Source organism: Mycobacterium sp. 1465703.0, from assembly GCF_001672975.1.
Taxonomy (GTDB): domain Bacteria; phylum Actinomycetota; class Actinomycetes; order Mycobacteriales; family Mycobacteriaceae; genus Mycobacterium.
On sequence record NZ_LZKU01000029.1, the window covers coordinates 25282 to 48213 of the forward strand.

Genomic DNA, 22932 nt, shown 5'->3' on the forward strand with positions numbered 1-22932 from the left:
CACGAGAGTCGCGATGCGCCATGGAGTTTGAGAACCTACAGCGCCCAATGCCGAGCGCTCGGCAGGCCGGGCGCTCGAGCACGAGGTCAGATACCCGACCCCGGGTTGAGGATGCCGTGTGGATCCAACGCCTGTTTGATGCGCCGGTTGAGGTCCATCACGTCAGGGCCCAGATAGCCGGCCAGCCAGGGCCGCTTCAACCGGCCGACCCCGTGCTCGCCGGTGATGGTGCCGCCCAGCCCGACGGCCAGGTCCATGATCTCCCCGAACGCCAGGTGGGCGCGGTCGGTCATGTCGGCATCGGCGGGGTCGTAAACGATCAACGGGTGGGTGTTGCCGTCGCCGGCGTGGGCGATCACCGAGATCATCAGGTCGCGTTCGGCGGCGATCCGTGCGATCCCGGTGACCAGCTTGCCCAGCGCCGGAAGCGGCACCCCGACATCTTCGAGCAGTAACGACCCTTTGGCTTCGACGGCCGGAATGCAGGCCCGCCGGGCGACCACGAACGCCTCGCCCTCGTCCGGGTCATCGGTCGAAAAGACTTCTGTCGCAGCATTTTCCGCGAACACCTCGGCCATGATTTCGGCGTCCTCGCTGCCGGCGCGGCCGCGTTCGTCGGACCCGGCCACCAACATGGCGGCCGCCCCGCGATCCAAATCCATCCGCAGGCTGTCCTCGACGGCGTTGATCGCCACCGCATCCATGAACTCCAGCATCGAGGGGCGAAGCCGCGCGGTGACCCCGAGCACCGCCTCGACGGCGTCCTCGACGGTCGCGAAGCTGGCCACCACGATGCTGGACGCGTTCTGCTTGGGAACCAGCCGCAGCGTCACTTCGGTGACGACGCCCAGCGTGCCTTCGCTGCCGACGAAGAGCTTGGTCAAACTCAACCCCGCGACGTCCTTGAGTCGTGGGCCGCCCAGCCGAACGGCGGTGCCGTCGGCCAGCACCACCTGCATGCCCAGCACGTAGTCGGTGGTGACGCCGTATTTGACGCAACACAGCCCGCCGGCGTTGGTGGCGATATTGCCGCCGATGCTGCAGATTTCGAACGACGACGGATCCGGCGGATACCACAGGCCGTGTTCGGCGGCGGCCTTCTTCACCTCGGCGTTGAACAGTCCGGGCTGACACACCGCGGTTCGGGTCACCGGGTCGACGGCGATGTCGCGCATCTTCTCGGTGGAAAGCACGATGCCGTCGTCCAATGCGGTCGCCCCGCCAGACAGCCCGCTGCCGGCGCCGCGGGTCACGACCGGCACCCGGTGGGCGGCCGCCCAGCGCAGCACGGTCTGCACCTCTTCGGTGCGCCGCGGCCGGACCACGGCCAGCGGCTTGCCCGCCGACGGGTCGAAGGCGCGGTCCTGGCGATAGCCCTCGGTCACGGTCGGGTCGGTGACGACCATCCCGTCGGGCAGGTCGGCGATCAGGCTGGCCAGGGTGTCAGAGGTCACGGCCCGATACTAAGCCCGTTTCACCGGCCCGGATCTTCAGCAAACTCCGGCGCGCGGTCCAGCTCGCGCAGCGCGGGCAGCCGGCCGGCGACGAGGCCGATCAGCAGGATCGGCACCGCCAGCGCCAGGAATGTGACCTTCAGTCCCGCGGCGTCGGTCAGTGGACCGGCCACCAGCAAGCCCAGCGGCCCCGCGGCGTACGTCAGCCCCGTCATCACCCCGACCACTCGACCGCGTAGCTGCTGCGGCGCCCGGGTCTGCATCACGTAGTTGTAGATCGGCTGAATCGGCCCGTAGACCAGGCCAATCACCCCGCACAGCACCAGGATCACCGGCAACGGAGGCAGGAAGGCGAGGCCGATCGACGCGGTACCAAAGGTAAGGGTCGCGGTCAGCACGGCCGTGCGTCGCCGGGTGTGTTTCGAGAGCACGGCATAGCCGAGCGCGCCCAGCACTCCGCCGGCCCCGAGCGCCGCCAACGCCCAGCCCAGCTGTGCGGGTTGGTGATGTCCGCTGAAGTATTTGGGAAACAGCACGCTTTCCATCGGCAGGTACAGCGCGGTGACGGCCAGGTCGATCAACCCGAGCGTGCGCAGCACCCGCAGGTTCCAGACGAACCGGAGTCCCTCGGCGACCCCGGACGCCAGGCCGCCGGGCCGGGTCGCGCGGTGCGGCTTGCCCGCACCCGCCAGCCGCAACGCACCAATCGCGAGGAACGACAACCCGAAACAGCCTGCCGTGACCCACATCGTGTTGATGCCGCCGACCGCGGCGATCATCAACCCGCCAATCCCGGGGCCGACGATGTAGGCCAGGTTGAGAATCGCTTCGTAGATGCTGTTGGTGCGATCCAACGACCAACCGGCACGGGTGGCTGCTTCGGGCAGCATCGACTGGCGCGCGGTGATCCCGGCCGGATCGAAAGCGGCGGCGCACAACGCCAACACGGCGAGCTCAGCGACGTTGATCGCCTCGGCGCCGAAGAACCACGCGGTCAGCGGCACCGCGGTCAGTGCCGCACAGGACAGCAGATCGGAGACCAGCGACACTCGGCGACGCCCGAAGAAGTCGACCGCGGTACCGGCAATCAGCGTGGAGAGCACCAAGGGCGCCGTCATGGCGGCGGCGACGATCGACGCGTCTTTCGCGCTGTTGCGATGCTGCAGGGCCAGCCACGGGAACGCCACCAGCGAGATGCCGGTGCCCGCAGTCGCCAACAGCGTGGCGGAAAAAATCAAAAGCGCCGGGCCGCGGCTCGTATCAGACATGGATATCGCCGCAAAATCTAACCGCAAACCGACGACTGGAACCACTGAATTTCATCGCAGCCTCGGCTGAATGCAGGATGTTCATGTGCTTGCCCACCCACGTACTGGCCAGGCGTTCGGCTCTCCGGTTGGTGCCGGCACCGGATGGCCGGGTGATCCGGCCACCCCGCAGACTCCGGTGGCGTCCGACGCCGCGACAGTGGTCGAGCTCGCCGAACACGCCGGCTCGATTCCCGAAATCGACGCTCTGGTCAGCGTCTGCCGGGCCTGCCCGCGGTTGGTCAGCTGGCGCGAGGAGGTGGCGGAAGTCAAACGTCGAGCTTTTGCCGACCAGCCGTACTGGGGGCGGCCGGTGCCCAGTTGGGGATCGGTGCGGCCGAGGCTGTTGATCGTCGGATTGGCGCCCGCCGCGCACGGTGGCAACCGGACGGGACGGATGTTCACCGGCGACCGCTCGGGTGACCAGTTGTATGCGGCGCTGTACCGGGCCGGGCTGGTCAACCAACCGACCAGCGTCGACGCCGCAGATGGGTTGCAGACCAAGAAGATTCGCATCGTAGCGCCGGTGCACTGTGCGCCTCCCGCCAACGCCCCGACACCTGAGGAGCGGGATAACTGCTGGCCCTGGATGCAGGCCGAATGGCGGTTGATATCCGACCATGTTCGCGTGGTAGTGGCCCTGGGCGGCTTCGGCTGGCAGATCGCGCTGCGGCTGCCGGGCAGCTTCGCCGGGCGCAAGCCTCGGTTCGGCCACGGCGTCGTTGCGGATCTGGCGCCTGGTGTGCGATTACTGGGCTGCTACCACCCAAGCCAGCAAAACATGTTCACCGGTAGGTTGACACCAGCAATGCTCGACGACGTCTTTCGCGACGCAAAACGACTGGCAGGGATCAAGTGACCGAGGTTCTGATATCCGGCGCTAGTGTGGCGGGCGCAACCGCGGCGTTGTGGTTTGGGCGGCACGGCTATTCGGTGACCGTGGTCGAGCGCCACCGGGGGCCGCGGCCGGGCGGTCAGGCGATCGACGTGCGCGGACCGGCGCTGACGGTGCTCGAACGCATGGGGCTGCTGGCCGCCGCCCAGAAGCGCAAGACGCAAATTCGGGGCTCTTCGGTCGTCGACAGCGACGGCAACGAACTGTCCCGCGACACCGAATCGACGCCCACCGGCGGCCCCATCGATAGTCCCAACATCGAGCTGTTGCGCGATGACTTGGTCGAATTGCTTTACGGCGCAAGCCAATGGACCGCCGAATACATCTTCGACGACACCATCACCGGCGTCGATGACGATGGCGAGGGCGTGCGTGTCACCTTCGAGCGCGCCGCCGAGCGCAATTTCGACCTGGTCATCGGCGCCGACGGATTGCACTCCAACGTACGGCGATTGGTTTTCGGGCCGGAAGAGAACTTCATCGAGCGGCTCGGCACGCACGCGGCCATCTTCACGGTGCCCAATTTCTTGGACCTCGACTACTGGCAGACGTGGCACTACGGGGACGCGACGATGGCCGGGGTCTACAGCGCGCGCAACAACACCGAGGCCCGGGCCATGTTGGGCTTCATGGATACCGATCTGCGGCTCGACTACCGCGACACCGAGGCCCAATTCGCCGAGCTGGAGCGACGCATGGCCGGAGACGGCTGGGTTCGGCCGCAACTGCTCGAGTACATGCGCGCCGCACCGGACTTCTACTTCGACGAGATGGCGCAGATCAAGATGGATCGCTGGTCGCGGGGCAGGGTGGCGCTGGTCGGTGACGCCGGGTACTGCTGCTCGCCGCTGTCCGGCCAGGGAACCAGTGTTGCACTGCTGGGTGCCTACATCCTGGCCGGCGAGCTCAAGGCGGCCTCGCAAGCCGGAACCGTCGACTACGAAGCCGGCTTTGCCAACTACCACCGCGAGTTCAGCGACTACGTGAAGCGCAATCAGTGGCTGGTCGTGGACAACATTCCGGGCGGCGCGGCGATACCGCAAGAGGTGTTCGACCGCATCGTCGCCTCGATCACCCTCAAGGACTACTGAGCCGCGGGAACGTTTGCGGGCCGGTGCGCGTTGTCGCCATCGTGCGTCTTTCCGTCATTGATCTTGTCCCGGTGCGCACCGACCAGACCACCGGCGGCGCGCTGGCGGCCACCGTGCAACTCGCGCAAGCCGCGGATCGGCTGGGGTTTACCCGCTACTGGGTCGCTGAGCATCACAACATGCCGTCAGTGGGTGCCACCAGCCCACCGGTGGTGATCGCGTATCTGGCCGCGCAGACCTCGCAGCTACGGCTGGGTTCCGGCGGAGTGATGCTGCCCAATCACGCGCCGCTCGCGGTGGCCGAACAGTTCGCGCTGCTGGAAGCCGCCGCCCCGGGTCGCATCGACCTGGGCATCGGCCGGGCGCCCGGCTCTGACCCGGTGACGTCGTACGCCCTGCGTGGCGGTCGGGATGACCGCGACATCGAGAACTTCCCCGAATACCTGGACGACGTGGCCGCGCTGATGAGTGCACGTGGCGTGGTGGTGCCGCTGCGCTCGGGGGACTACCGGCTGAAGGCCACCCCGGCCGCCGCAGGCGAACCCCGACTGTGGCTGTTGGGCTCGTCGATGTACTCGGCGCACTTGGCCGCCGCCAAGGGATTGCCATACGTGTTCGCACATCACTTCTCCGGCAACGGAACTGAAGAGGCGCTCGAGATCTACCGGTCGCGGTTCAAGCCCAGTGCACTGACCGCCGAGCCGCTGACATTTCTGACGGTGAACGCCGTGGTGGCCGAAGCCCGGGACGAGGCAACGGCATTGATTCTGCCCAACTTGCAGATGATGGCCCGGCTGCGGACCGGGCAGCCACTCGGCCCGGTGCCCTTGGTCGAGGAGGCTGCGGAAGCAGCCGAACTGACCGAACAGCAACAGCGGATCGTGCAGAGCGGACTGCGCCGCGCTGTCCTTGGCACGCCCGCCGAGGCCGCTGACCAGATCCGGGCGCTGGCCGACCGGTTCGGCGTCGACGAAGTCATGGTGAATCCGGTGGCCTCGGCGCGCCGCGGTACCGACCCCGCCACCGCACCGGCGCGGGTGGCCACCCTGGAGCTACTGGCCAAAGAGCTGTTCTGAAGTGTGGCTTTTGCCAGGTTGGTCGGTGCGCGCCGGCTGTGATCCCTGGTCTAGGAGGGCTTAGTCCGGCTGGATCGCATCGATGCGGGCCAGCGCGTCGCGCAGAATCTGGGCGGTGGCATCCCGGTCGGGATCGCGACGCAAGAGCATTCCTTTGGCCACCGACAGCTTGTCGCCGTTGCGGCGGGGCAGGACGTGCAGGTGGATATGGAACACGGACTGGAACGCGGCGCTGCCGTCGTTGACGGCGATGTTGTTCGCGTCGGCCAGTTCCGTGGTGCGTGCGGCCAGGGCGATGCGCTGGCCCAGGGTGACCATTCCGGCCAGTGTCTCCGGCGCGGTGTCGGTCAGATCGACGCTGTGCCGCTTGGGCAACACCAAGGTGTGGCCGCGGGTGAACGGGCGGATGTCGAGAATCGCCAGGTACTCGTCGTCTTCGTAGATCCGGATGGCCGGGGCTTCGCCGGCGACGATCGCACAGAACACGCAGGACATGTCGCCCACGGTACTGGTTGTTTCGCCGCGACCATGCCGAGACCGTCCACGGCCTGCCACGACTGTCGGGATACGCTGCCGCGGTGAACGATGTCGCCTTCACCGGCGCGGCGGCACAAGCGCGCATGCTGGCCGACGGTGAATTCACCGCGCCGGAGTTGCTCGAGGTCTACCTGGAGCGGATTGCGCGGCTGGACAGTCAGCTGCGCTGCTACCGGATAGTGCTTGCCGACAAAGCTCGTTACGAGGCCGCCGTCGCGCAGCAGCGTCTGGACGCGGGCGAACGGCTGCCGCTGCTGGGCGTGCCGATCGCGATCAAAGACGATGTCGACGTCGCCGGGGAGGTGACGACCTTCGGAAGCGGCGGACACCGGCCCGCCGTGACCTCCGACGCGGAGGTGGTACGCAGGCTGCGCGCGGCGGGTGCGGTGATCATCGGCAAAACCAATGTGCCCGAGCTGTTGATGATGCCCTACACCGAGTCGATGACCTTCGGCGCGACCCGGAATCCGTGGAACCCCACCCGCACCCCGGGCGGCAGCAGCGGCGGAAGTGCCGCCGCAGTCGCCGCCGGGCTGGCATCGCTGGCGTTGGGATCCGACGGGGGCGGCTCGATTCGCATCCCGGCGACATGGTGTGGCTTGTTCGGTCTGAAGCCGCAACGTGATCGCGTGTCACTGGAACCGCACGACGACGCCTGGTATGGGCTGAGTGTCAACGGCCCGATCACGCGGTCAGTGATGGACGCGGCCGTGTTCCTGGATGCGACGTCGACGCTGGCCGGTCCCGAAGGGGAGTTCGTGATCGCGGCGGGTCGCAATCCCGGGCGGTTGCGAATTGCCTTGAGCACCAAGGTCCCAACCCCGCTGCCGGTCCGGGTCGGTAGGGCGGAGTTGACGGCGGTCGAACAGGCCGGCGCATTGTTTCGCGACCTCGGTCATGACGTCATCACGGCCGACCCCGAGTATCCGGTCTCGGCGGTGCTGGCCAACTTCCTGCCACGTTATTTACGCGGCATCTGCGATGACGCGGACGCCCTGGCCCATCCGGAACGGCTGGAAGCGCGCACCCGCAACATGGCCCGCTTGGGGTCTTTCTTCTCCGACCGGCGGATGGCGGCCATCCGGGCGAACGAGGATGCCGTGATCTCGCGGATTCAGGCGATCTTCGACGACGTCGACGTCGTCGTTACCCCCGGCACCGCAACGGGGCCGTCGCGTATTGGCGCCTATCAACGCCGCGGCGCGGTGTCGACGCTGTTGAGGGTGGGGCGATACGTTCCCTACCAACAGGTTTGGAACCTGACCGGGCAACCCGCAGCCGTGGTTCCATGGGATTTCGACGGTGACGGTCTGCCGATGTCGGTCCAACTCGTCGGCAGGCCGTATGACGAAGCGACCCTGCTGTCGCTGTCGGCTCAGATCGAAGCCGCAAGACCGTGGGCGCTGCGGCGACCGCCGGTGTCCTGAGGGCCTAACGGCCCGGCTGCGCCGCGCTCGCGATCACCGCTGGGTCTGATGGCGGTGACCCGCTTTGCCCGGCTGCGCCGCGCTCGCGATCACCGACCAGGCCGCGAGCTTGGCGCCCGGCCGCATCACATGGGCCGGGCTGGTCGACGGCAACCGCTGATACTGGATCCGATCGGGCGCGCTCGCCAGCCTGCGGTACAGGTCGGCGGCCTTGGCGCCGTTGAAGTACACCGCCGTGATCGTGGGATAGCGTGCAAACAGCTCATCAAAATCGTTGACTGCCAAACTCTTTGGCTCGATCGCCGAATCGGAGCTACCGACACGGCGGCAGCCGTAGAGCACATCCCACAGTGCGACCCCGTGGGATTGCAGGGCCGCCAGTCGTCTGTCGTAAGGCTCTGCCGCATCGAAGCCAAACAGCTCACCGGTGATCGACCAGAACGCATTGCGCGGATTGGCGTAGTACTGGCCCACGGCCAGCGATTGCGCGCTGGGAAACGAGCCGAGGATCAGCGTCTCGGCGCGCTCATCGACGATCGGCGGGAATCCCCGCAGCAGTGGTGTGCCCATCACCTCACATCATGACTCGCCCCCGATGTACGTTGGCGACGTGGACGACACGGCCGACCACGACATCGACGATTTGCTCGACGGGCTCGAGGGAACCGCGCGCACGGAGCGTGCCGAACTGGTGCAGTGGCTGCTCGAACAGGGCATCACCGCCGAAGAGATACGGACCACCAATCCGCCCCTGTTGCTGGCCACCCGGCACCTGATCGGCGATGACGGCACGTACGTGTCCACCCGCGAGATCAGCGAGACCCATGGCATCGACCTGGGGTTGTTACAGCGCGTGCAGCGCGCGATCGGTCTGGTCCGGGTGGACGACCCCGACGCGGTCGTTCACATGCGCGCCGACGGCGAAGCCGCCGCCTTCTCCCAGCGATTCGTCGAGCGGGGGCTGGATCCCGAACAGGTGGTTCTGGTGGTTCGGGTGCTCGCCGAAGGTTTGTCGCGGGCAGCCGAAGTCATGCGCTACTCGGCGCTTTCGGCGATCATCCGACCGGGTGCCAGCGAGCTCGAAATCGCCAAGGCCTCAAAGGCTTTGGTGGGCGAGATCGCGCCGTTGCTCGGTCCGATGATCCAGCACATGTTGTTCATGCAGCTGCGCCACATGATGGAAACCGAGGCGATCAACGCGGCGGAGCGGGCTGCCGGCGAGCCGCTGCCGGGTGCGCGGCAAATCACCGTCGCCTTCGCCGACCTGGTCGGCTTCACCAAGATCGGTGAGGGGGTACCACCCGAGGAGTTGGGGCATCTGGCCAATCGGCTGGCCATCCTCGCCCGGGACATGACGGTGCCTCCGGTGCGATTCATCAAGACCATCGGCGACGCGGTGATGTTCGTGTGCCCCGATCCGCTGCCGTTGCTCGACGTCATCGTGAAACTCGTCGAAGCCGTCGACACCGACAACGACTTTCCCCGGCTGCGAGCGGGCGTGGCCTCCGGTATTGCGGTGAGCCGGGCCGGCGACTGGTTCGGCAGCCCGGTCAACGTGGCCAGCCGTGTCACCAACGTGGCGCGCCCGGGCACGGTCCTGGTCGCGGATTCGGTCTGGGACGTCATCGGCGATAGCGGTGAGTTCTCCGGCTCATTCGCCGGCGCCAGGCGCCTCAAGGGGATCAAGAACGAGGTGAAACTGTTCCGCGTCCGGCGGGGCGACGGCGACTGAGGCGAGGTACCTGCGAGAAGGGTGGCGGCCCATGGGCAGGCCCGGTGCGACTCTAGGGGGCGTTTGACTACGTCTTATGCGTGTCCTACGCGGCCGAATTCCTTCCCCGTGTTTCGGCGCTTCGAATTGGTCGCTTCCCGGGCCTGCTTCGCATCCCAAAATACGCCGTCGAACAGCCCGGATCAACGGTTTTTCCCGGTCGGCCCGTGCCCGCGACAGCCGTTGGTCGGGGTGGGGCGACGGGGCCGCGCCCGCCCGTCGTTTCGCTGCCGGTGAAAGACTGTTCCGTAAGAGCTGTAACGGTGTAATCATGTAATCATGAAAGCGCATCACACACACGGACGGCGGTATGGCCGCCCCGGTGGCTGGCAGCAAGCCCAGCAACCCGACGCCGGTGACGCCGCGGAATGGTTCGCCGGACGTCTGCCGGAGGACTGGTTCGACGGCGACCCCACGGTGATCGTCGACCGCGAAGAGATCACCGTCATCGGAAAGCTCCCGGAACCCGCGAGTGCGGAAAACGAAGAGAGCGAGGCACGCGCGGCAGGCCGAGCTTCACGTTTCCGCGAAGAAACCCGGTCGGAGCGAATGCATATCGCCGACGAAGCGCAGGATCGCTACGGGCGCAAGGTTTCCTGGGGCGTCGAGATCGGTTCCAAAACGGGCACCGAACGAATCCTGTTCACCCACATCGCAGTACCGGTCATGACGAGGCTGAAACAACCCGAACGCCAGGTGCTCGATACGTTGGTCGACGCCGGCGTCGCCCGCTCCCGCGCCGACGCCCTCGCGTGGTCGGTGAAGCTGGTCGGCGAACATGCCGAGGACTGGCTGGCCAAATTACGCGGGGCCATGTCGGCCGTCGACGACTTACGCGCGCAGGGCCCCGATCTTCAGTCGTGACAAGGCCATAACGCCCTAGCGTTAGCCTTCGGTCTTCTCGCTGTCGACCTTGCCCACGATCTTGTCCGCGATCTGGCCACCCTGATCGCTGATGTGATAACCGCACGCGTTGATGTCGACGATCACGTTGTTGGCCACGCTGAGCGCGCGCTGGCACTCCCAGCCGTCAGCGCCTTCCTGGGTGTCCATCAGCGTGATCTTTGGTGGACCACCTTGAACCTGTGCGAACGTCCACCGATAGGTTTTGCCCTTGTTCGTGACGGTCACCGTCTTGCCGGCGCAGCCTTTCCACTTCTCCCCGGAGCTCTGCAGAAAGCTCTTGGCCTTGTCGGCGGACGGGAACAGGATTACAGCCTGGTTGACCCAGTGGTCGTAGTTATCGCCCGCCTCCGAGGACACCAATCCGTTGACTGCGGAGTAGCCGGTACCCGCATACACCGGATCCTGGGTGGTGTAGAGCGCACCCTGGCAATCGGGTTCAGACACCGTCACCGAGGAGCTGTCCGTCGACGTGATCGGTCTGCCCGGCTCCATCGACGACGAGCCCATCACCGTGTTGATATCGGCCGCACTGAGCAGCAGCGCGCTCAGCCGTTCGGGTCCCAGCGGCGCGGCCTGCGGTGGTTGCGGCTTGGGCCGAACGATGAGCCAGATGCCCACCCCGCTCGCGATGACGAGCACCACCGCGACGGCGGCGATGATGGGCCAGACATTGCGGTGTGGTCTGGGTGGGGGCTGGCCCCAGGGTGCCGATCCGGCGAATTGTGGCGGTGCGCCCCAGTTGGCGCCGGCACCTTGGTAATAGGGCGGCGCAGGCTGGCCGGGTGCCGGGATCGGGCCGCTGTTCGGGGACCATGTCTGAGCGCTCTGCGACGGTATGGGTCCGGAACCGGGGACCGACCGGGGGTCGAATGGCGAGGGCGGCGGGCTGTTGAACGCGGGCTGATACGGCTGCGGGGGCGTCGGCGCGGCGTAGGCCGGCACGCCTGGGTTGTCGGCCGTGGGCAGCACGGCTTCCTGGCTGCGGCGCAAGATGGTGGCGGCGCGGTCCTGGTCGGGATTGCTGAGCGCTTCTTTGGCGGCCAACGCCAAGTCGCCCGCGCTGGCGAACCGGTCCTCTGGTCTTTTGGCCATGCCGCGCGCGATCACCGCGTCGAAGGCCTTGGGGACCCCCGGGCGCTGCGTGCTGGGCGTGGGAATGGGGCCGGTCATATGAGCCGAGACCAGTACGCCGGCGCTGTCGGCCCGATAGGGCGGGGATCCGGTCAAGCACTCGAAGAGCACGCAGGCCAACGCATAGATGTCGGCGCGGTAGGTGACCTCGGCGTCGGAAAACCGTTCTGGCGCCATGTATTTCCAGGTGCCGACCGCCGTGCCGAGCTGTGTCAGCTTCTCGTCGGTGGTGGCGCTGGCGATGCCGAAGTCGACCAGGTAAGCGAAGTCGTCCCGGGTAACCAGGATGTTCTGCGGTTTGATGTCGCGGTGCATCACTCCGGCGGCGTGGGCGGCATCGAGCGCCGAGGCGATCTGGGTGATGATGGCGACCGCGCGCGGTGGGGTCAACGGGCCGAAGCGTTTGAGCACGCTGTCCAGATCGGTGCCCTCGACCAAGCGCATCTCCAGAAACATCTGGCCGTCGATTTCGCCGTAGTCGTGCACCGGCACCACGTGGGGCTCCTGCAAACGACCGGCGGTGCGGGCTTCGCGTTTCAACCGCTCGCGAAACACCGGGTCGCTACTGAAGCTTTCGGAGAGAAGTTTGACCGCGACCGTCCACTCTTTGACGGTGTGCTCGGCCTCGTAGACCTCGCCCATCCCACCGCGACCCAGCAGCCGTTTGAGGTGGTAGGGGCCAAACATCGACCCCGCCCGTGAGGACTGCTCGTCACTCATTCCTCATCCTTCCAACCCAACCCATGGCCTGCCGGTCTCTTTCAAGACTTTGCAGGCATGCACGCGATCGCCACCCGTGACTGAGCAATCATGACGGTAAGCGCCCGCCCGTCTCACCGCATGAGAACGGGAACAATTGCCGCGCGTGCCAGCGTGGGTCGCCTCGCGGGGTGCTAGCCCTCGAGGGTGTTACCGGTGAATTGGAAGGTGAATTCGTGATCGCAGATCCGGATTTTGTCGCCGTCTTGCAAGGGGGCGGCCGAACGGATTCGTTGGTCCCGCACGTGCACGCCGTTGGATGACCGCAGGTCCTCGAGGATGTAGCTGGTTCCCGTGTCGACGATGACGGCATGGTGTCGGCTGACTTTGGGGGAGTCGAGCACGATGTCGTTGTCGGTAAGCCGCCCAATCGTTGTCGAACCGTGGAGCGGATAGCTGCGGCCGGTCATGTCGTGCAGATAGGCGACCGTCTTGTTCTCCAGGGCCGTGTATTGCTCGAGGACCGTGATCGCAACCGCCGCGGTCGTAATGGCGTTCTTTTTGGCGTCCAGCGGTTCTTGGCGCAGGATCTGCTCATTGAGAGAACGCAAATTCTGGCCCGGGTCGATCCCGAGGTCGTCGGCGAGCGACTTCTGCACGCGGCGGTAGGCCGCCAACGCGTCGGATTGGCGATCGGTGAGGTAGTAGGCCGTCATCAACTGAGCCCACAACTGCTCGCGGTACGGATGTTCGGCCGTCAGGGCTTCCAATTCGGTGATCACGGTAAAGGCGCGTCCGCAGGCGATTTCGGCCTCGGCCTTCGCCGTATGGGCCAGAATCTTCTCCTCGACGAGCGAGGTGGTGAAGGTGTCGACGAACCGAAACCCTTCGAGGTCCTCGAGCACCGGGCCGCGCCATTCGGCCAAGGCGGCTGAAAGATGTTGACTGGCTTGCTCGAATCGGCCCGCCGCGGCCGCCTGCACCCCGGCGGTCTTTTCGGCGCTGAAGCGCCCGACATCGCAGGTGTCATTGGCGATGTTGAGCCGGTAACCGGGTGGCGCGGCGACCAATACCGTGCGCGGGTCGACGCCGGCACCGGTCAGCAGCTTGCGCAGGTTCGACACGTAGGAGTGGATGCTGGCCCGTGCCCCCGACGGTGGCGACTCGTCCCAGAGGGCTGTGATAAGCCGGTCGACGCCGACCGGGCTGTTGCGGTTCATCAGCAACATGGCCAGCACCGCCCGCTGTTTGGGCGTGCCCAGCGGCACTAGGGTGCCGTCAACGCTGCACTCCAGCGGTCCGAGCAGGCCGAATTGGAGATGTTTATCCACTATCTCGCCTACCAGCCTTTCCACATCCGCGGCGTCGGGTTGCCTTGAGGTCACGTTGTGATTGTGACGGCAGGCGAGCGGATTCGTTGATAATCCCGGCAAATCGTCGAGCTGCGATGGCATGTCGTCATGCTCATCGGCCGGCTGCCACTGCCCTTCGGTTCCGGACAGCTGAAATGTGTTCGTAGTCAGCGCGATCGTAGCTGCAATGGCGAATTGGATTGCAACGTCCAAACTTACCTACTCACCCGCCGCTGTTCAGCTGGTGACGACCATCAAATCGTCGCTGGTGTCCCACGACTCGACGAACAGGTTGAGGGGGATCTGCTCGTTGCGGCCTTCGGGTATGCCGCTGTCGTTGAGGTGAACGACGCCGGCGGCGGTATCCACACCGGTCACCACCACGGCGTGGTCGGACTCCGGGCGTCCGCCTTTGCCTTTCTGTTCGACGGGCAGGTGCCAGATGAGTTCGGCGTTCAGGCTGACGATCACCTTGTGGCCGGTGCCCAACGCCCGCTCGAGTGCGGCCATTCCCGAAGGGCTGCCGGTCTGTGCGGCGTCATCCTTGTCGCTCAGGACGGCGCCGACCTTGTACTGGGCGAGCAGTTCGGGGATGTCCGCGGTGTTGGCGCCCATGCCGGATTCCGGGTTGCTGGTGGAAACGGGCTTGGTGTAAATCGAGCCCGGGTGGGCGATGCTGGGCGTCGATTGTGCCTTTTCGATGATGTCGTGCTCCGAGGGCTGCACTCCGGTGATCTCGCCGATGACGTCGGCGCTCGACATCAGCACGCAGTCGTCGTACTGCTGCTGGCGCCAGAACTGGGCGGCGCTGGCCGGGTCGCCGAATGTGAGCTGCGAAGCTGCGGCGCCGGCCGGGACCGCCAGACCGAGCGCGAGCGCTCCGGCGGCGACCGCGAAGGTCAGTGTCGTGGTGATGTTGACGATCTTCACGGTGTGCCTCTTCTCGTCTCGCTGAGCGGGGTGCTGAGAAGAGCTTCGAACGTCCGCCTCTTCGATTTCTTGACGAATTCTTGGAGCCGTCCTGGAGCGTGCTGCAACGACCGATGGGGGGATTTCGATTACCGAAATCCCCCCATCGTCAGGTCGTCTAGGCGGGCTGACCGGAGAACTGCGGGCAGTAGGCCTTGGTCGCCGCCATCACCACGTTGGCCGCTTGCGGGGGAGTCAGGCTGGTGTGACGGAAGATCTGGACGGTGACCGCGGTCGGCGTCTGGCCGGCGGCAAGCTCAGTGCACACCTGGTGGCCCACTCGCACAGCATCTTGAGTCGACGGGAAAGAGACGCCGAGGCTTTGCATCTGGCCCAAGAACGCCTCGTCGGCGGTCTGTACAGCGCTGGCGGCGGCGGTACCGGCCAAGCCGAGCGCGGCAAGCCCGAGGGCGGCGGTGCCGATGCTGGTGGTGGCCATTGTCGTAATGCGGCGAGAAAACATTCCTGCCACCCCTTTCAGGTGATCTGTTGAAGAAGGACAACCACAGCGTCTCGCCTATTCCTTCAAGCATTCTCAATAGATTCTTGGTGACGGCACAGCCGCGTGCGGTAGCCGCGGTACCGCGATCGGCGCTACGCCTGGGCCATCGCGTAGTAGGCGCCGCGCCGGGCCAGTAGTTCGCCATGATTGCCCTGCTCGACGATCCGGCCTGCCTCGACCACCAATATGCGGTCGGCGTCGCGGATTGTCGAAAGGCGGTGCGCGATAATGAAACTCGTGCGGTCGCGGCGCAGTTCGCACATCGCGTGCTGGATAAGTGCCTCGGTGCGGGTATCGACCGAGCTGGTGGCCTCGTCCAGGATCAGCAATTGTGGGCGAGCAAGAAACGCGCGCGCGATTGTGATCAGTTGCCTTTCGCCGGCACTGATGTTGCCTCCGTCACCGGTGATCCTGGTCTGGTAGCCGGCCGGCAAGGTCCGCACAAACCGGTCGACGTAGGCTGCCTTGGCCGCTTCGTGCACTTCCTCTTCGCCGGCGTCGGGACGCCCGTAAGCGATGTTTTCCTCGATCGTCCCCTCGAAAAGCCAGGTGTCCTGCAGCACCATGCCGATTCGCGACCGCAGCGACTGACGATCCATTGTTGCGATGTCCATCCCGTCGAGCAGGATGTGGCCGGCATCGACCTCATAGAACCGCATCAGCAGGTTCACCAGCGTGGTTTTGCCGGCCCCGGTCGGCCCGACGATGGCCACCGTGCTGCCCGGCTCGGCCACCAGCGACAGGTCTTCGATCACCGGCGTGCCCGGGTGGTAGGCGAAGCTCACGTGGGCAAACTCAACACGGCCGCCGGACTGCCGGGTCGTGCCGGCCGCCGGCAACCGATGGTGTGTGGCGGCGGCCACGGGATCCGGTGATTCCTCGGGCTCATCGAGCAGCGTGAAGACACGCTCGGCGCTCGCCACTCCGGATTGCAGGGTGTTGTACATCCCGGCCAGTTGGCTCAGTGGTGAGTTGAATTGGCGGACATATTGAATAAACGCCTGGATGTTGCCCAGCGTGATGTGTCCGGTGGCCACTTGCAAACCGCCGACAACGGCTACCGCGACGTAGCCGAGGTTGCCGATGAACGTGGTGGCCGGTGCGACCAGTCCGGATAAGAATTGAGCGCCGAAACTGGCCTGGTAGACATCGTCGTTGAGGCTGCGGAACTGCTCGCGCGCCGCCGCCTGATGGCCGAATGTCTTGACGACCGTGAAACCGCTGTAGGTCTCCTCGATGTGGGCGTTGAGGCGCCCGATGCTGGTCCACTGGGCGACGAACATGCGCTGGGAATGTCGCACGATCGCCCGCGTCGCCAACAGCGACAACGGCACGGTCAACACAGCGATCACGACCAGCAGCGGTGAAATGGACAACATCATCGCCAGCACCGCCACCACGGTCAGAATCGATGTCAGCAGCTGGCTGATCGTCATCGACAGCGATGTTTGGACGTTGTCGATGTCGTTGGTGACTCTGCTCAGCAACTCGCCACGCTGGCGTCCGTCGAAGTACGACAACGGCAACCGATGGATCTTGTCTTCGACTTGGGCGCGCAGCGCCACCATGGTGCGCTGCAAGGTGACGTTGAGCAGCCGTGCCTGCACCCAAATCAGCACCGCGGAAGCGAGATAGAGGGTTAGCGCCAGTGTCAGCGTGCGCGCGACCGCACCGAAGTCCACACCCTGGCCCGGCACCACGTTCATCCCGGACAACAAGTCGGCGAAAGTGTTGGCGCCGCGGCTGCGTGCGGCGGCGACGGCCTGCGCCTTGGTGATTCCGGCCGGGAGCTGTCGTCCGATGACACCGTTGAACAGCAAATCGGTGGCATGGCCGAGGATCCGCGGAACGATGACCCCGATCGCGGTGCCGGTGATGCCTAGTGTGATCACCGCGATGCTCAGTCGTCGTTGCGGCGCAAGCTGTTTCACCAGGCGGGTGGCCGAGCCCCAGAAGTCATGTGAACGGGTTACCGAGGCCGGCCGGTTGGTCGCCTTGGTGGCCGCGGGGGTCACGACGTGCCCCCGACTTGCCCGGAACGCAGCGCACCGACCGATTGCGAGTCGGCGAATTCGGCGTAGGTGGTGCAATCGGCCAGCAGCGAGTCGTGTGTGCCCGCACCCACCAGATTCCCGTCGTCGATCACGATCACCTGGTCGGCCTTGGCCGCGATCGAGATACGTTGCGTGACAACGATGACGGTGGCACCACCGGAAATTTCCTGCAGTGACGCGCGCACCCGCGCGTCGGTGCGCGCGTCGAGCGCGGCGAACGAGTCGTCGAACAAATAGATGGCCGGACGGCGGATGACCGCGCGGGCGATGGCGAGCCGCTGCCGCTGCCCGCCGGAGAAATTGATACCGCCCTGCGCCACCCGCATGTGCAGCCCGTCATCGTGGGCCCGCACGAAATCGTCGGCTGCCGCCACCCGCAACGCTTCCCACATCTGGTCGTCGCTGACTGCCTGGTGCGGCGCCGCGCCGTACCGCAGGTTGTCCGCGACCGTTCCGGAAAAGAGGTAGCCGCGCTGGGGAACCAGGCCGATCGCCGACCACAGCCGCTCGGTCTGGTAGTTCCGCACGTCGATGCCGTCGACCAAGACCGCCCCGCCCGTCACGTCGTAGAGCCGGCAGATCAAAGAGATCAGCGTTGACTTGCCCGAACCGGTGCTGCCGACAATGGCGGTGGTGGTCCCGGGCCGCGCGGTCAGTGAAATGTCCTGCAGCACTGGACGATCAGCGCCCGGATAGGTGAATGTCGCGCCCTGCAAGCGGACCGTCCCTTTGATCGCGCCATGGGGGAATCGCGGACTCGGGGGGTCGGTGACGGCGGGGCGGGTGCCGAGCACCTCGGTGATCCGCTCGGCGCAGACCGAGGCTCGCGGCAACACCACCAGCGTCATCGTCGCCATCAACACCGCCATCAGGATCTGGGTGAAGTAGGCCAGAAAAGCGGTCAACGAGCCGACCTGCATTTGGCCGCGGTCGATGCGCAGTCCACCGAACCAGATCAGCGCGACGCTGGACACGTTGATGGTGAGGGTCGTCACCGGCAGCATCAACGCCTGCCAATTACCCGCGGTCAGAGCGGTGTTCGACAGCGCGGTGTTGGCGCGGGCAAAGCGGTCACGCTCGAATCCCTCCCGGGCGAACGCCCGGACAACCCGGACCCCGGTCAGCTGATCACGCATCACCCGATTGATGCCGTCGATCAGGCCCTGCATCCGGCGGAACAGCGGCAGCATGTGTGACATCACCCAGTAGTTGGCAACCGCCATGATCGGAACACTGACCAGCAGCAGCCACGTCAGCGCGGCCTCTTGACGGACGGCCATGAAGATGCCGCCGATGCACATGATCGGAGCGGTCACCAGCACGGTGCCCGTTATCTGGACCAGGTACTGAATCTGCCGCACGTCGTTGGTGCTGCGCGTCAGAAGTGTCGGCGCGCCGAATCGCGCGGTTTCACGCTCGGAAAAGGTGGTGACGTGTTCGAACATCGCGGCGCGCAGGTCGCGGCCGAAGCCCATCCCGGTGCGCGAGCCGAAATAGACGGCTCCCACCGAGCACAACACCTGCAACCCGGTGACCCCGAGCATCACCATGCCGAGCCGGACGATCGTGCTGGTGTCGCCCTTCGCGACGCCCTCGTCGATGATGGCGGCGTTGACCGTCGGCAGATACAACGACGCGAGGCTGCTGATCAGCTGCAGCGCCATCAGCACCGCCACCAGCCGGCGGTACGGCTGGATGTACTGGCGCAGCAGTGCCAGGAGCATTTGGTAACTGTCGCATACCGTCCACCTGGCCGTCCCCGTCAGCCGCCGGATGCTCAAGGTCCACACCGCACTTGTTGGCGGTGCCGAAATACCTGCTCAGGCGCGTCGGTGGTTGACCCGCTGGGCTGCCGCTACAGTGCATCGTGTGGACCAGCAGCGGGCGGAACGGAAGCAGGGTAGCGGTGCGGCGTAACACGAGGGCGCTGGCTCTTGTGGCGTCAGCATTGACGATCCTGATCCCCGCGGTCGCGGGTTGTTCCGATTCCGGCGGCAACAAACCGGGGGCGACGGCGTCGTCGACGCCGCAGAAGGGCCAGGGCAACCACGGTGCGATGTTCCCGCAGTGCGGTGGCATCAGTGACCAGACGGTAGCGGAGCTCACCAAGGTCACCGGGCTGATCAATACAGCCCGCAACTCGGTCGGGTGCCAGTGGCTGGCGGGCGGCGGCATCCTGGGGCCGCACTTCTCCTTCTCCTGGTATCGCGGCAGCCCCATCGGACGCGAACGCAAGACCGAAGAACTGTCCCGTTCCAGCGTCGATGACATCAACATCAACGGCCACGGCGGTTTCATCGCCGTCGGAAACGAGCCCAACCTGGGTGACTCGCTGTGCGAGGTGGGCATTCAGTTCCAGGACGACTTTATTGAATGGTCGATCAGTTTCAGTCAGAAGCCGTTCCCGCCGCCATGCGACATAGCGAAAGAACTGGCTCGTCAGTCGATTGCGAACTCCAAATGACGGTCTCGATGCGCTCCGGATCGCGGAGCAGAAGAACTGTCCGCATCGCCGCGACGGTCGTGATCGCCGCGCTGTTGCTGTTGACGGGCTGTTCCCGCTCGATCGCGGGCAACGCGGTCAAGGCGGGCGGCAACGTTCCCCGCAACAACAACTCTCAGCAGCAGTATCCCAACCTGCTCAAGGAATGTGAGGTCTTGACCAGCGACATCCTGGCCAAGACCGTGGGCGCGGACCCGCTGGACATCCAGAGCACCTTCGTCGGCGCGATCTGCCGCTGGCAGGCGGCCAACCCTGCCGGTCTGATCGACATCACCCGGTTCTGGTTCGAACAGGGCAGCCTGAGCAACGAGCGCAAGGTCGCCGAATTCTTGAAGTACAAGATCGAGACGCGATCGATCGCGGGGATCGATTCCATCGTGATGCGGCCGGACGATCCGAACGGCGCGTGCGGCGTGGCCAGCGACGCCGCCGGGGTGGTCGGATGGTGGATCAACCCGCAGGCGCCGGGCATCGACGCGTGCGGGCAGGCCATCAAGCTGATGGAACTGACGCTGGCCACCAACTCCTGATCAAGCCTCAGCGCGGCACGTGGAAGTCGATCAGCGTCGCCACCCCGAGTTCGAGTTCTTTCCAGGCTCCCGGCACGGTCAGCACGGCGATCGCCGAGGTCGGAAACTTGGCCGAAATGCGTTCGGCGGCCGCAGTGTTCGTCTTCCCGCCGAGTGCGAGTGCAAGAGTTGAGATTGTCGGCTCATGCCCGATGACGAGTAGCGTGCCGACGCCGTCGTCCACCGTGTTGATCTCGTCGATCATCGTGCCGGGGGTGGTGGCATAGAGACGCTCGCTGTAACGCACCGGCGCCTCGATGCGGGTGTTCAGCAGCGTCTCGCGGGTGCGCGTCGCCGTGGAGCACAGCACGCCGTCGATGCTGGGTGCGTTGGCGCGCAGCCAGTCGCCGGCCAGTCCGGCCTGCCTGGTGCCGCGGGGCGCCAACGGCCGGTCATGGTCGGCGACACCCGGCGGGTAATCAGACTTCGCGTGCCGCATTAACAGCAAGGTGCGTTGGCCAGTCACGAGAAATCAGATTAATCAGTGTGGTGGCAAGTCGTCGTCACCATCGCCGCCGAGCAATTTTCCGGATGGTAAAAGGTGTTGGTTAGCAGACGAAGTGGCCGAGCTCGACTGGATCCGGTAGGCGTAACGAGTGGAGATGGTCGGGCGACAGTCATCACAGTCTCGGCAGCGAAGGCCAGAATCAGCCTAATGGGAGACGAATTCTAAATCCTCTGCGAATTCGTCCCAGGCGTTGTAGAACTTGGAATAGCAGTCCCCGCTCGAGGGCATGCGCTGCCATTGCCGAAGCCAGAAGGCGTTACAGTGAAAGAGTCGTTGCGCACCGGAGTTAGATTACTGGTGGCACCCGGGGCCACCTTATGGGTAATCCTCAATTCGCCGGCAGCTTGGGCCGGGCCGGGTGGCAACCTTCCAGGTCCCGGCGTGTGCGACTATCCCGGTGTTGGCGGAAGTACTTTCGAGGCGGGTGCCACGACGTACTACTGCGATTTTCCTACCGAAGAGAACAGCACGCACTGGCACTGCGAATATGGCGGATGGAACATGGGCGGTCCAGGTGGCAACTCCCCCATCGGTGGAAGTTTCATGGGTTTTGGGTTGACCATTCCTGCAGGCGATTTCGGAGGTGCTTCCGGTAGCTGTTCATGGCGCTGGCCGGATAACACTACCGGTCCTGCACCGAATCCACCGGGCGCATGGAAGAACTATCTGGTGCCCAAGCCGCCACCGCCCGAACATCGGGCGCCCCCGTCTCCGTCAGCTGAGCCAGAGGCCGGACCACCACCAACCATGAATCCGAATCGCGGCGATGAGCCACAGACACCGGCCTACACCAACCCGGCGTTTCCGAATCCCGGCAGGCCTGTGAACCCGCCAAGTTAGCTTGTGTCGCAGCCATCTCCTACTTCGCTGTCTCAAGCCTGCTGCAATGGCACCTCGACCTGCGCGATGGGTCGCGTCGAGCGAATTGACGGCCGACCTAGGTCGGCCTTCGTCATCGATGCCGCCCGTGACGTGTACCTGCCCGGCGGGCACGGCATGTGGGGTTAGCGCACTGCCCGGTGACGGGTCGACTTCTGGCCGAACAGATCACCACCGGCAAGCAACCCGAAGCGCTGCGCGAGTTCGAACCGTTGCGCCGAACCGGACGCTAACCGCCTCGCGAGCAACTCCAACCGCAACGAAGCGTCGCCCACCCAGGGCGTCCGAGTCGTCAGCGGCGGCTGCCTACCCTGGCCCGCCTCTGACGACGTTCCCGACGAACGAAAGGACACCACTCAAAATGACCAGCGCTGAACCCATCTGGATGACACGACGGCAGTACAACCGCCTGCGGAGCAAACTCAACACGTTGCGGTCAGGGCTGATCGTTGAAATTCCGGACGACTCAATGGACTTCGATGCGAATCGTGTTGCACTGCAACGACGTATTCGGAAGATACAGAACCTCCTGGCCAAGGCGATCATCAGCGAGAATCCTGCTGATGACCCCATCGCCGAACCGGGCATGGTTTTGAGCATCCGCTACGACGTCTCCGGTGAGACCGAAACCTTTCTCTTGGGCAGACGCGGCAGCGAAGGCGCCGACGTCAAGGTCTACTCGATGGCATCGCCGTTGAGCCGCTCCATAGCCGGCGCGCGTCCCGGAGACCAGCGCATCTACTCGATTCCCAATGAGACGGGACGATTGGTGACGCTGCTGGAGGCCGTGCCCTATGAGGCGTAGCAAACGAAGGGCGTCCGGTCAGGAGCCCCGATTCGTCGCACGGCGCTCGGAGATGTTGAACCACAACGACATACAGCGGCAGCTCAGGCACGAGGCGTTCAATCGTCCATCGCCGGCGGTTCCGCGCCCATTGGTGATGGCGTGATCTTCGAACTGATCGACCCGGTGGCGATGATGTTTCTCCTGTTTGCGGGCTTGGGCCTGATCATGGCCATCGGGTACGGACGGATGTAAATCGCCACCGAACTCGAACGCTGATCGAGGAACCTCGACACGGCGTGTCGGCTTCCCCGCGGATCGCGGATCCCGCACGGTTCTGCTCGCCCGCCGGCCGTGTTAGCGCCGGGCCCGACGACTTGGTTCGACGCCGGATAATGCCCGCCGCCCGCTCGCGGATCACTTCCGGACTTCTCGGAACAAGACCTGCCGATAGAGGTCCCGTGTCTTGTCGGTGCGCCGACTTAAACTCGCGATGCCCTGGTAAACACGCACTTCGA

At 65.4% G+C, this 22932-nt stretch carries 20 protein-coding genes and 1 pseudogene; 10 read left to right on the forward strand and 11 right to left on the reverse strand.

Features of this window, described 5'->3' with window-relative positions:
* Positions 1–86: 86 nt before the first annotated feature.
* Positions 87–1454: an FAD-binding oxidoreductase gene (locus tag A5625_RS02815; RefSeq protein ID WP_066988848.1), complete on the reverse strand. Its 1368-nt coding sequence runs from the start codon at positions 1452–1454 to the stop codon at positions 87–89.
* 20 nt (positions 1455–1474) lie between these two features.
* Positions 1475–2722: an MFS transporter gene (locus A5625_RS02820; protein WP_066988849.1), complete on the reverse strand. Its 1248-nt coding sequence runs from the start codon at positions 2720–2722 to the stop codon at positions 1475–1477.
* Positions 2723–2792: 70 nt separating this feature from the next.
* Between A5625_RS02820 and A5625_RS02825 the strand changes: the two genes are divergently transcribed.
* Genes A5625_RS02825 through A5625_RS02835 form a run of 3 tightly spaced genes read left to right on the forward strand, consistent with a single transcriptional unit; the run spans position 2793 to position 5823 of the window.
* Positions 2793–3620, forward strand: coding sequence for a uracil-DNA glycosylase (locus A5625_RS02825; protein ID WP_066988850.1), 828 nt, complete (start codon positions 2793–2795; stop codon positions 3618–3620).
* Entirely contained in the window at positions 3617–4747 is a 1131-nt protein-coding gene (locus tag A5625_RS02830) for an FAD-binding protein (protein ID WP_066988851.1), read from the forward strand. The genes A5625_RS02825 and A5625_RS02830 overlap by 4 nt, the downstream gene beginning before the upstream one ends.
* A 41-nt stretch (positions 4748–4788) precedes the next feature.
* Positions 4789–5823 (forward strand): LLM class flavin-dependent oxidoreductase, encoded by a 1035-nt coding sequence (locus tag A5625_RS02835; protein ID WP_066988899.1) that lies wholly within the window; start codon positions 4789–4791, stop codon positions 5821–5823.
* A gap of 60 nt (positions 5824–5883) precedes the next feature.
* On the opposite strand, the gene A5625_RS02840 is transcribed toward A5625_RS02835, so the two are convergent.
* Positions 5884–6318, reverse strand: coding sequence for an HIT family protein (locus A5625_RS02840; protein ID WP_066988901.1), 435 nt, complete (start codon positions 6316–6318; stop codon positions 5884–5886).
* 83 nt (positions 6319–6401) lie between these two features.
* Between A5625_RS02840 and A5625_RS02845 the strand changes: the two genes are divergently transcribed.
* Positions 6402–7787 carry an amidase gene (locus A5625_RS02845; RefSeq protein WP_082984238.1) on the forward strand — a complete coding sequence of 462 codons (1386 nt, stop codon included), beginning with the start codon at positions 6402–6404 and terminating at the stop codon, positions 7785–7787.
* A gap of 33 nt (positions 7788–7820) precedes the next feature.
* Here the strand turns inward: A5625_RS02845 and A5625_RS02850 are convergent, their stop codons facing one another.
* Complete coding sequence (locus A5625_RS02850) at positions 7821–8357, reverse strand: DNA-deoxyinosine glycosylase (RefSeq protein ID WP_066988852.1); 537 nt, start codon at positions 8355–8357, stop codon at positions 7821–7823.
* A 25-nt stretch (positions 8358–8382) separates the two neighbouring features.
* Here A5625_RS02850 and A5625_RS02855 point away from each other — a divergent pair, with 25 nt between their 5' ends.
* Together A5625_RS02855 and A5625_RS02860 are read left to right on the forward strand one after the other, a co-directional pair.
* On the forward strand, positions 8383–9519 hold the full coding sequence (locus A5625_RS02855) for an adenylate/guanylate cyclase domain-containing protein (RefSeq protein WP_066988853.1): 1137 nt from the start codon (positions 8383–8385) through the stop codon (positions 9517–9519).
* A 318-nt stretch (positions 9520–9837) separates the two neighbouring features.
* Positions 9838–10422 carry a hypothetical protein gene (locus A5625_RS02860; protein ID WP_066988854.1) on the forward strand — a complete coding sequence of 195 codons (585 nt, stop codon included), beginning with the start codon at positions 9838–9840 and terminating at the stop codon, positions 10420–10422.
* A 21-nt stretch (positions 10423–10443) separates the two neighbouring features.
* Here the strand turns inward: A5625_RS02860 and A5625_RS02865 are convergent, their stop codons facing one another.
* The 6 genes from A5625_RS02865 to A5625_RS02890 form a co-directional block, all read right to left on the reverse strand.
* Positions 10444–12315, reverse strand: a complete 1872-nt coding sequence (locus tag A5625_RS02865; RefSeq protein ID WP_066988855.1) for a serine/threonine-protein kinase PknH/PknJ — start codon at positions 12313–12315, stop codon at positions 10444–10446.
* Between the two features lie 173 nt (positions 12316–12488).
* Positions 12489–13625, reverse strand: coding sequence for a BTAD domain-containing putative transcriptional regulator (locus A5625_RS02870; protein ID WP_369829975.1), 1137 nt, complete (start codon positions 13623–13625; stop codon positions 12489–12491).
* Positions 13626–13883: 258 nt separating this feature from the next.
* Positions 13884–14576, reverse strand: coding sequence for a C39 family peptidase (locus tag A5625_RS02875; protein WP_066988856.1), 693 nt, complete (start codon positions 14574–14576; stop codon positions 13884–13886).
* A 157-nt stretch (positions 14577–14733) separates the two neighbouring features.
* A complete protein-coding gene (locus A5625_RS02880; protein ID WP_066988857.1) occupies positions 14734–15078 on the reverse strand; it encodes a DUF732 domain-containing protein in 345 nt (114 codons plus the stop codon).
* A 131-nt stretch (positions 15079–15209) separates the two neighbouring features.
* Complete coding sequence (locus A5625_RS02885) at positions 15210–17132, reverse strand: ABC transporter ATP-binding protein (protein ID WP_066988858.1); 1923 nt, start codon at positions 17130–17132, stop codon at positions 15210–15212.
* Positions 17129–18895 carry an ABC transporter ATP-binding protein gene (locus A5625_RS02890; protein WP_066988859.1) on the reverse strand — a complete coding sequence of 589 codons (1767 nt, stop codon included), beginning with the start codon at positions 18893–18895 and terminating at the stop codon, positions 17129–17131. The genes A5625_RS02885 and A5625_RS02890 overlap by 4 nt, the downstream gene beginning before the upstream one ends.
* Positions 18896–19077: 182 nt before the next feature.
* Between A5625_RS02890 and A5625_RS02895 the strand changes: the two genes are divergently transcribed.
* Positions 19078–19635, forward strand: a complete 558-nt coding sequence (locus A5625_RS02895) for a DUF3558 domain-containing protein (RefSeq protein ID WP_066988907.1) — start codon at positions 19078–19080, stop codon at positions 19633–19635.
* Between the two features lie 8 nt (positions 19636–19643).
* The gene (locus A5625_RS02900; protein ID WP_066988909.1) at positions 19644–20204 is read left to right on the forward strand and encodes a DUF3558 domain-containing protein; all 561 of its coding nucleotides are present in this window, start codon (positions 19644–19646) and stop codon (positions 20202–20204) included.
* Positions 20205–20211: 7 nt separating this feature from the next.
* On the opposite strand, the gene A5625_RS02905 is transcribed toward A5625_RS02900, so the two are convergent.
* Positions 20212–20709 (reverse strand): histidine phosphatase family protein, encoded by a 498-nt coding sequence (locus tag A5625_RS02905; protein WP_066988860.1) that lies wholly within the window; start codon positions 20707–20709, stop codon positions 20212–20214.
* A gap of 969 nt (positions 20710–21678) precedes the next feature.
* Between A5625_RS02905 and A5625_RS28010 the strand changes: the two are divergent.
* Together A5625_RS28010 and A5625_RS02910 are read left to right on the forward strand one after the other, a co-directional pair.
* Positions 21679–21863, forward strand: a pseudogene (locus A5625_RS28010) (amino acid dehydrogenase); the annotation flags it as partial.
* Between the two features lie 128 nt (positions 21864–21991).
* Complete coding sequence (locus A5625_RS02910; protein WP_066988861.1) at positions 21992–22435, forward strand: transcription elongation factor GreA; 444 nt, start codon at positions 21992–21994, stop codon at positions 22433–22435.
* Positions 22436–22932 lie beyond the last annotated feature (497 nt).

What these genes read in the sequence shown, in the direction of transcription:
- A5625_RS02910 (WP_066988861.1), top strand. Translation starts at nt 21,992, where the DNA reads ATGACCAGCGCTGAACCCATCTGGATGACACGACGGCAGTACAACCGC.
- A5625_RS02865 (WP_066988855.1), bottom strand. Translation starts at nt 12,315, where the DNA reads ATGAGTGACGAGCAGTCCTCACGGGCGGGGTCGATGTTTGGCCCCTAC.
- A5625_RS02820 (WP_066988849.1), bottom strand. Translation starts at nt 2,722, where the DNA reads ATGTCTGATACGAGCCGCGGCCCGGCGCTTTTGATTTTTTCCGCCACG.
- A5625_RS02860 (WP_066988854.1), top strand. Translation starts at nt 9,838, where the DNA reads ATGAAAGCGCATCACACACACGGACGGCGGTATGGCCGCCCCGGTGGC.
- A5625_RS02890 (WP_066988859.1), bottom strand. Translation starts at nt 18,895, where the DNA reads ATGCTCCTGGCACTGCTGCGCCAGTACATCCAGCCGTACCGCCGGCTG.
- A5625_RS02900 (WP_066988909.1), top strand. Translation starts at nt 19,644, where the DNA reads ATGCGCTCCGGATCGCGGAGCAGAAGAACTGTCCGCATCGCCGCGACG.
- A5625_RS02850 (WP_066988852.1), bottom strand. Translation starts at nt 8,357, where the DNA reads ATGGGCACACCACTGCTGCGGGGATTCCCGCCGATCGTCGATGAGCGC.
- A5625_RS02825 (WP_066988850.1), top strand. Translation starts at nt 2,793, where the DNA reads ATGCAGGATGTTCATGTGCTTGCCCACCCACGTACTGGCCAGGCGTTC.
- A5625_RS02855 (WP_066988853.1), top strand. Translation starts at nt 8,383, where the DNA reads ATGTACGTTGGCGACGTGGACGACACGGCCGACCACGACATCGACGAT.
- A5625_RS02840 (WP_066988901.1), bottom strand. Translation starts at nt 6,318, where the DNA reads ATGTCCTGCGTGTTCTGTGCGATCGTCGCCGGCGAAGCCCCGGCCATC.
- A5625_RS02880 (WP_066988857.1), bottom strand. Translation starts at nt 15,078, where the DNA reads ATGTTTTCTCGCCGCATTACGACAATGGCCACCACCAGCATCGGCACC.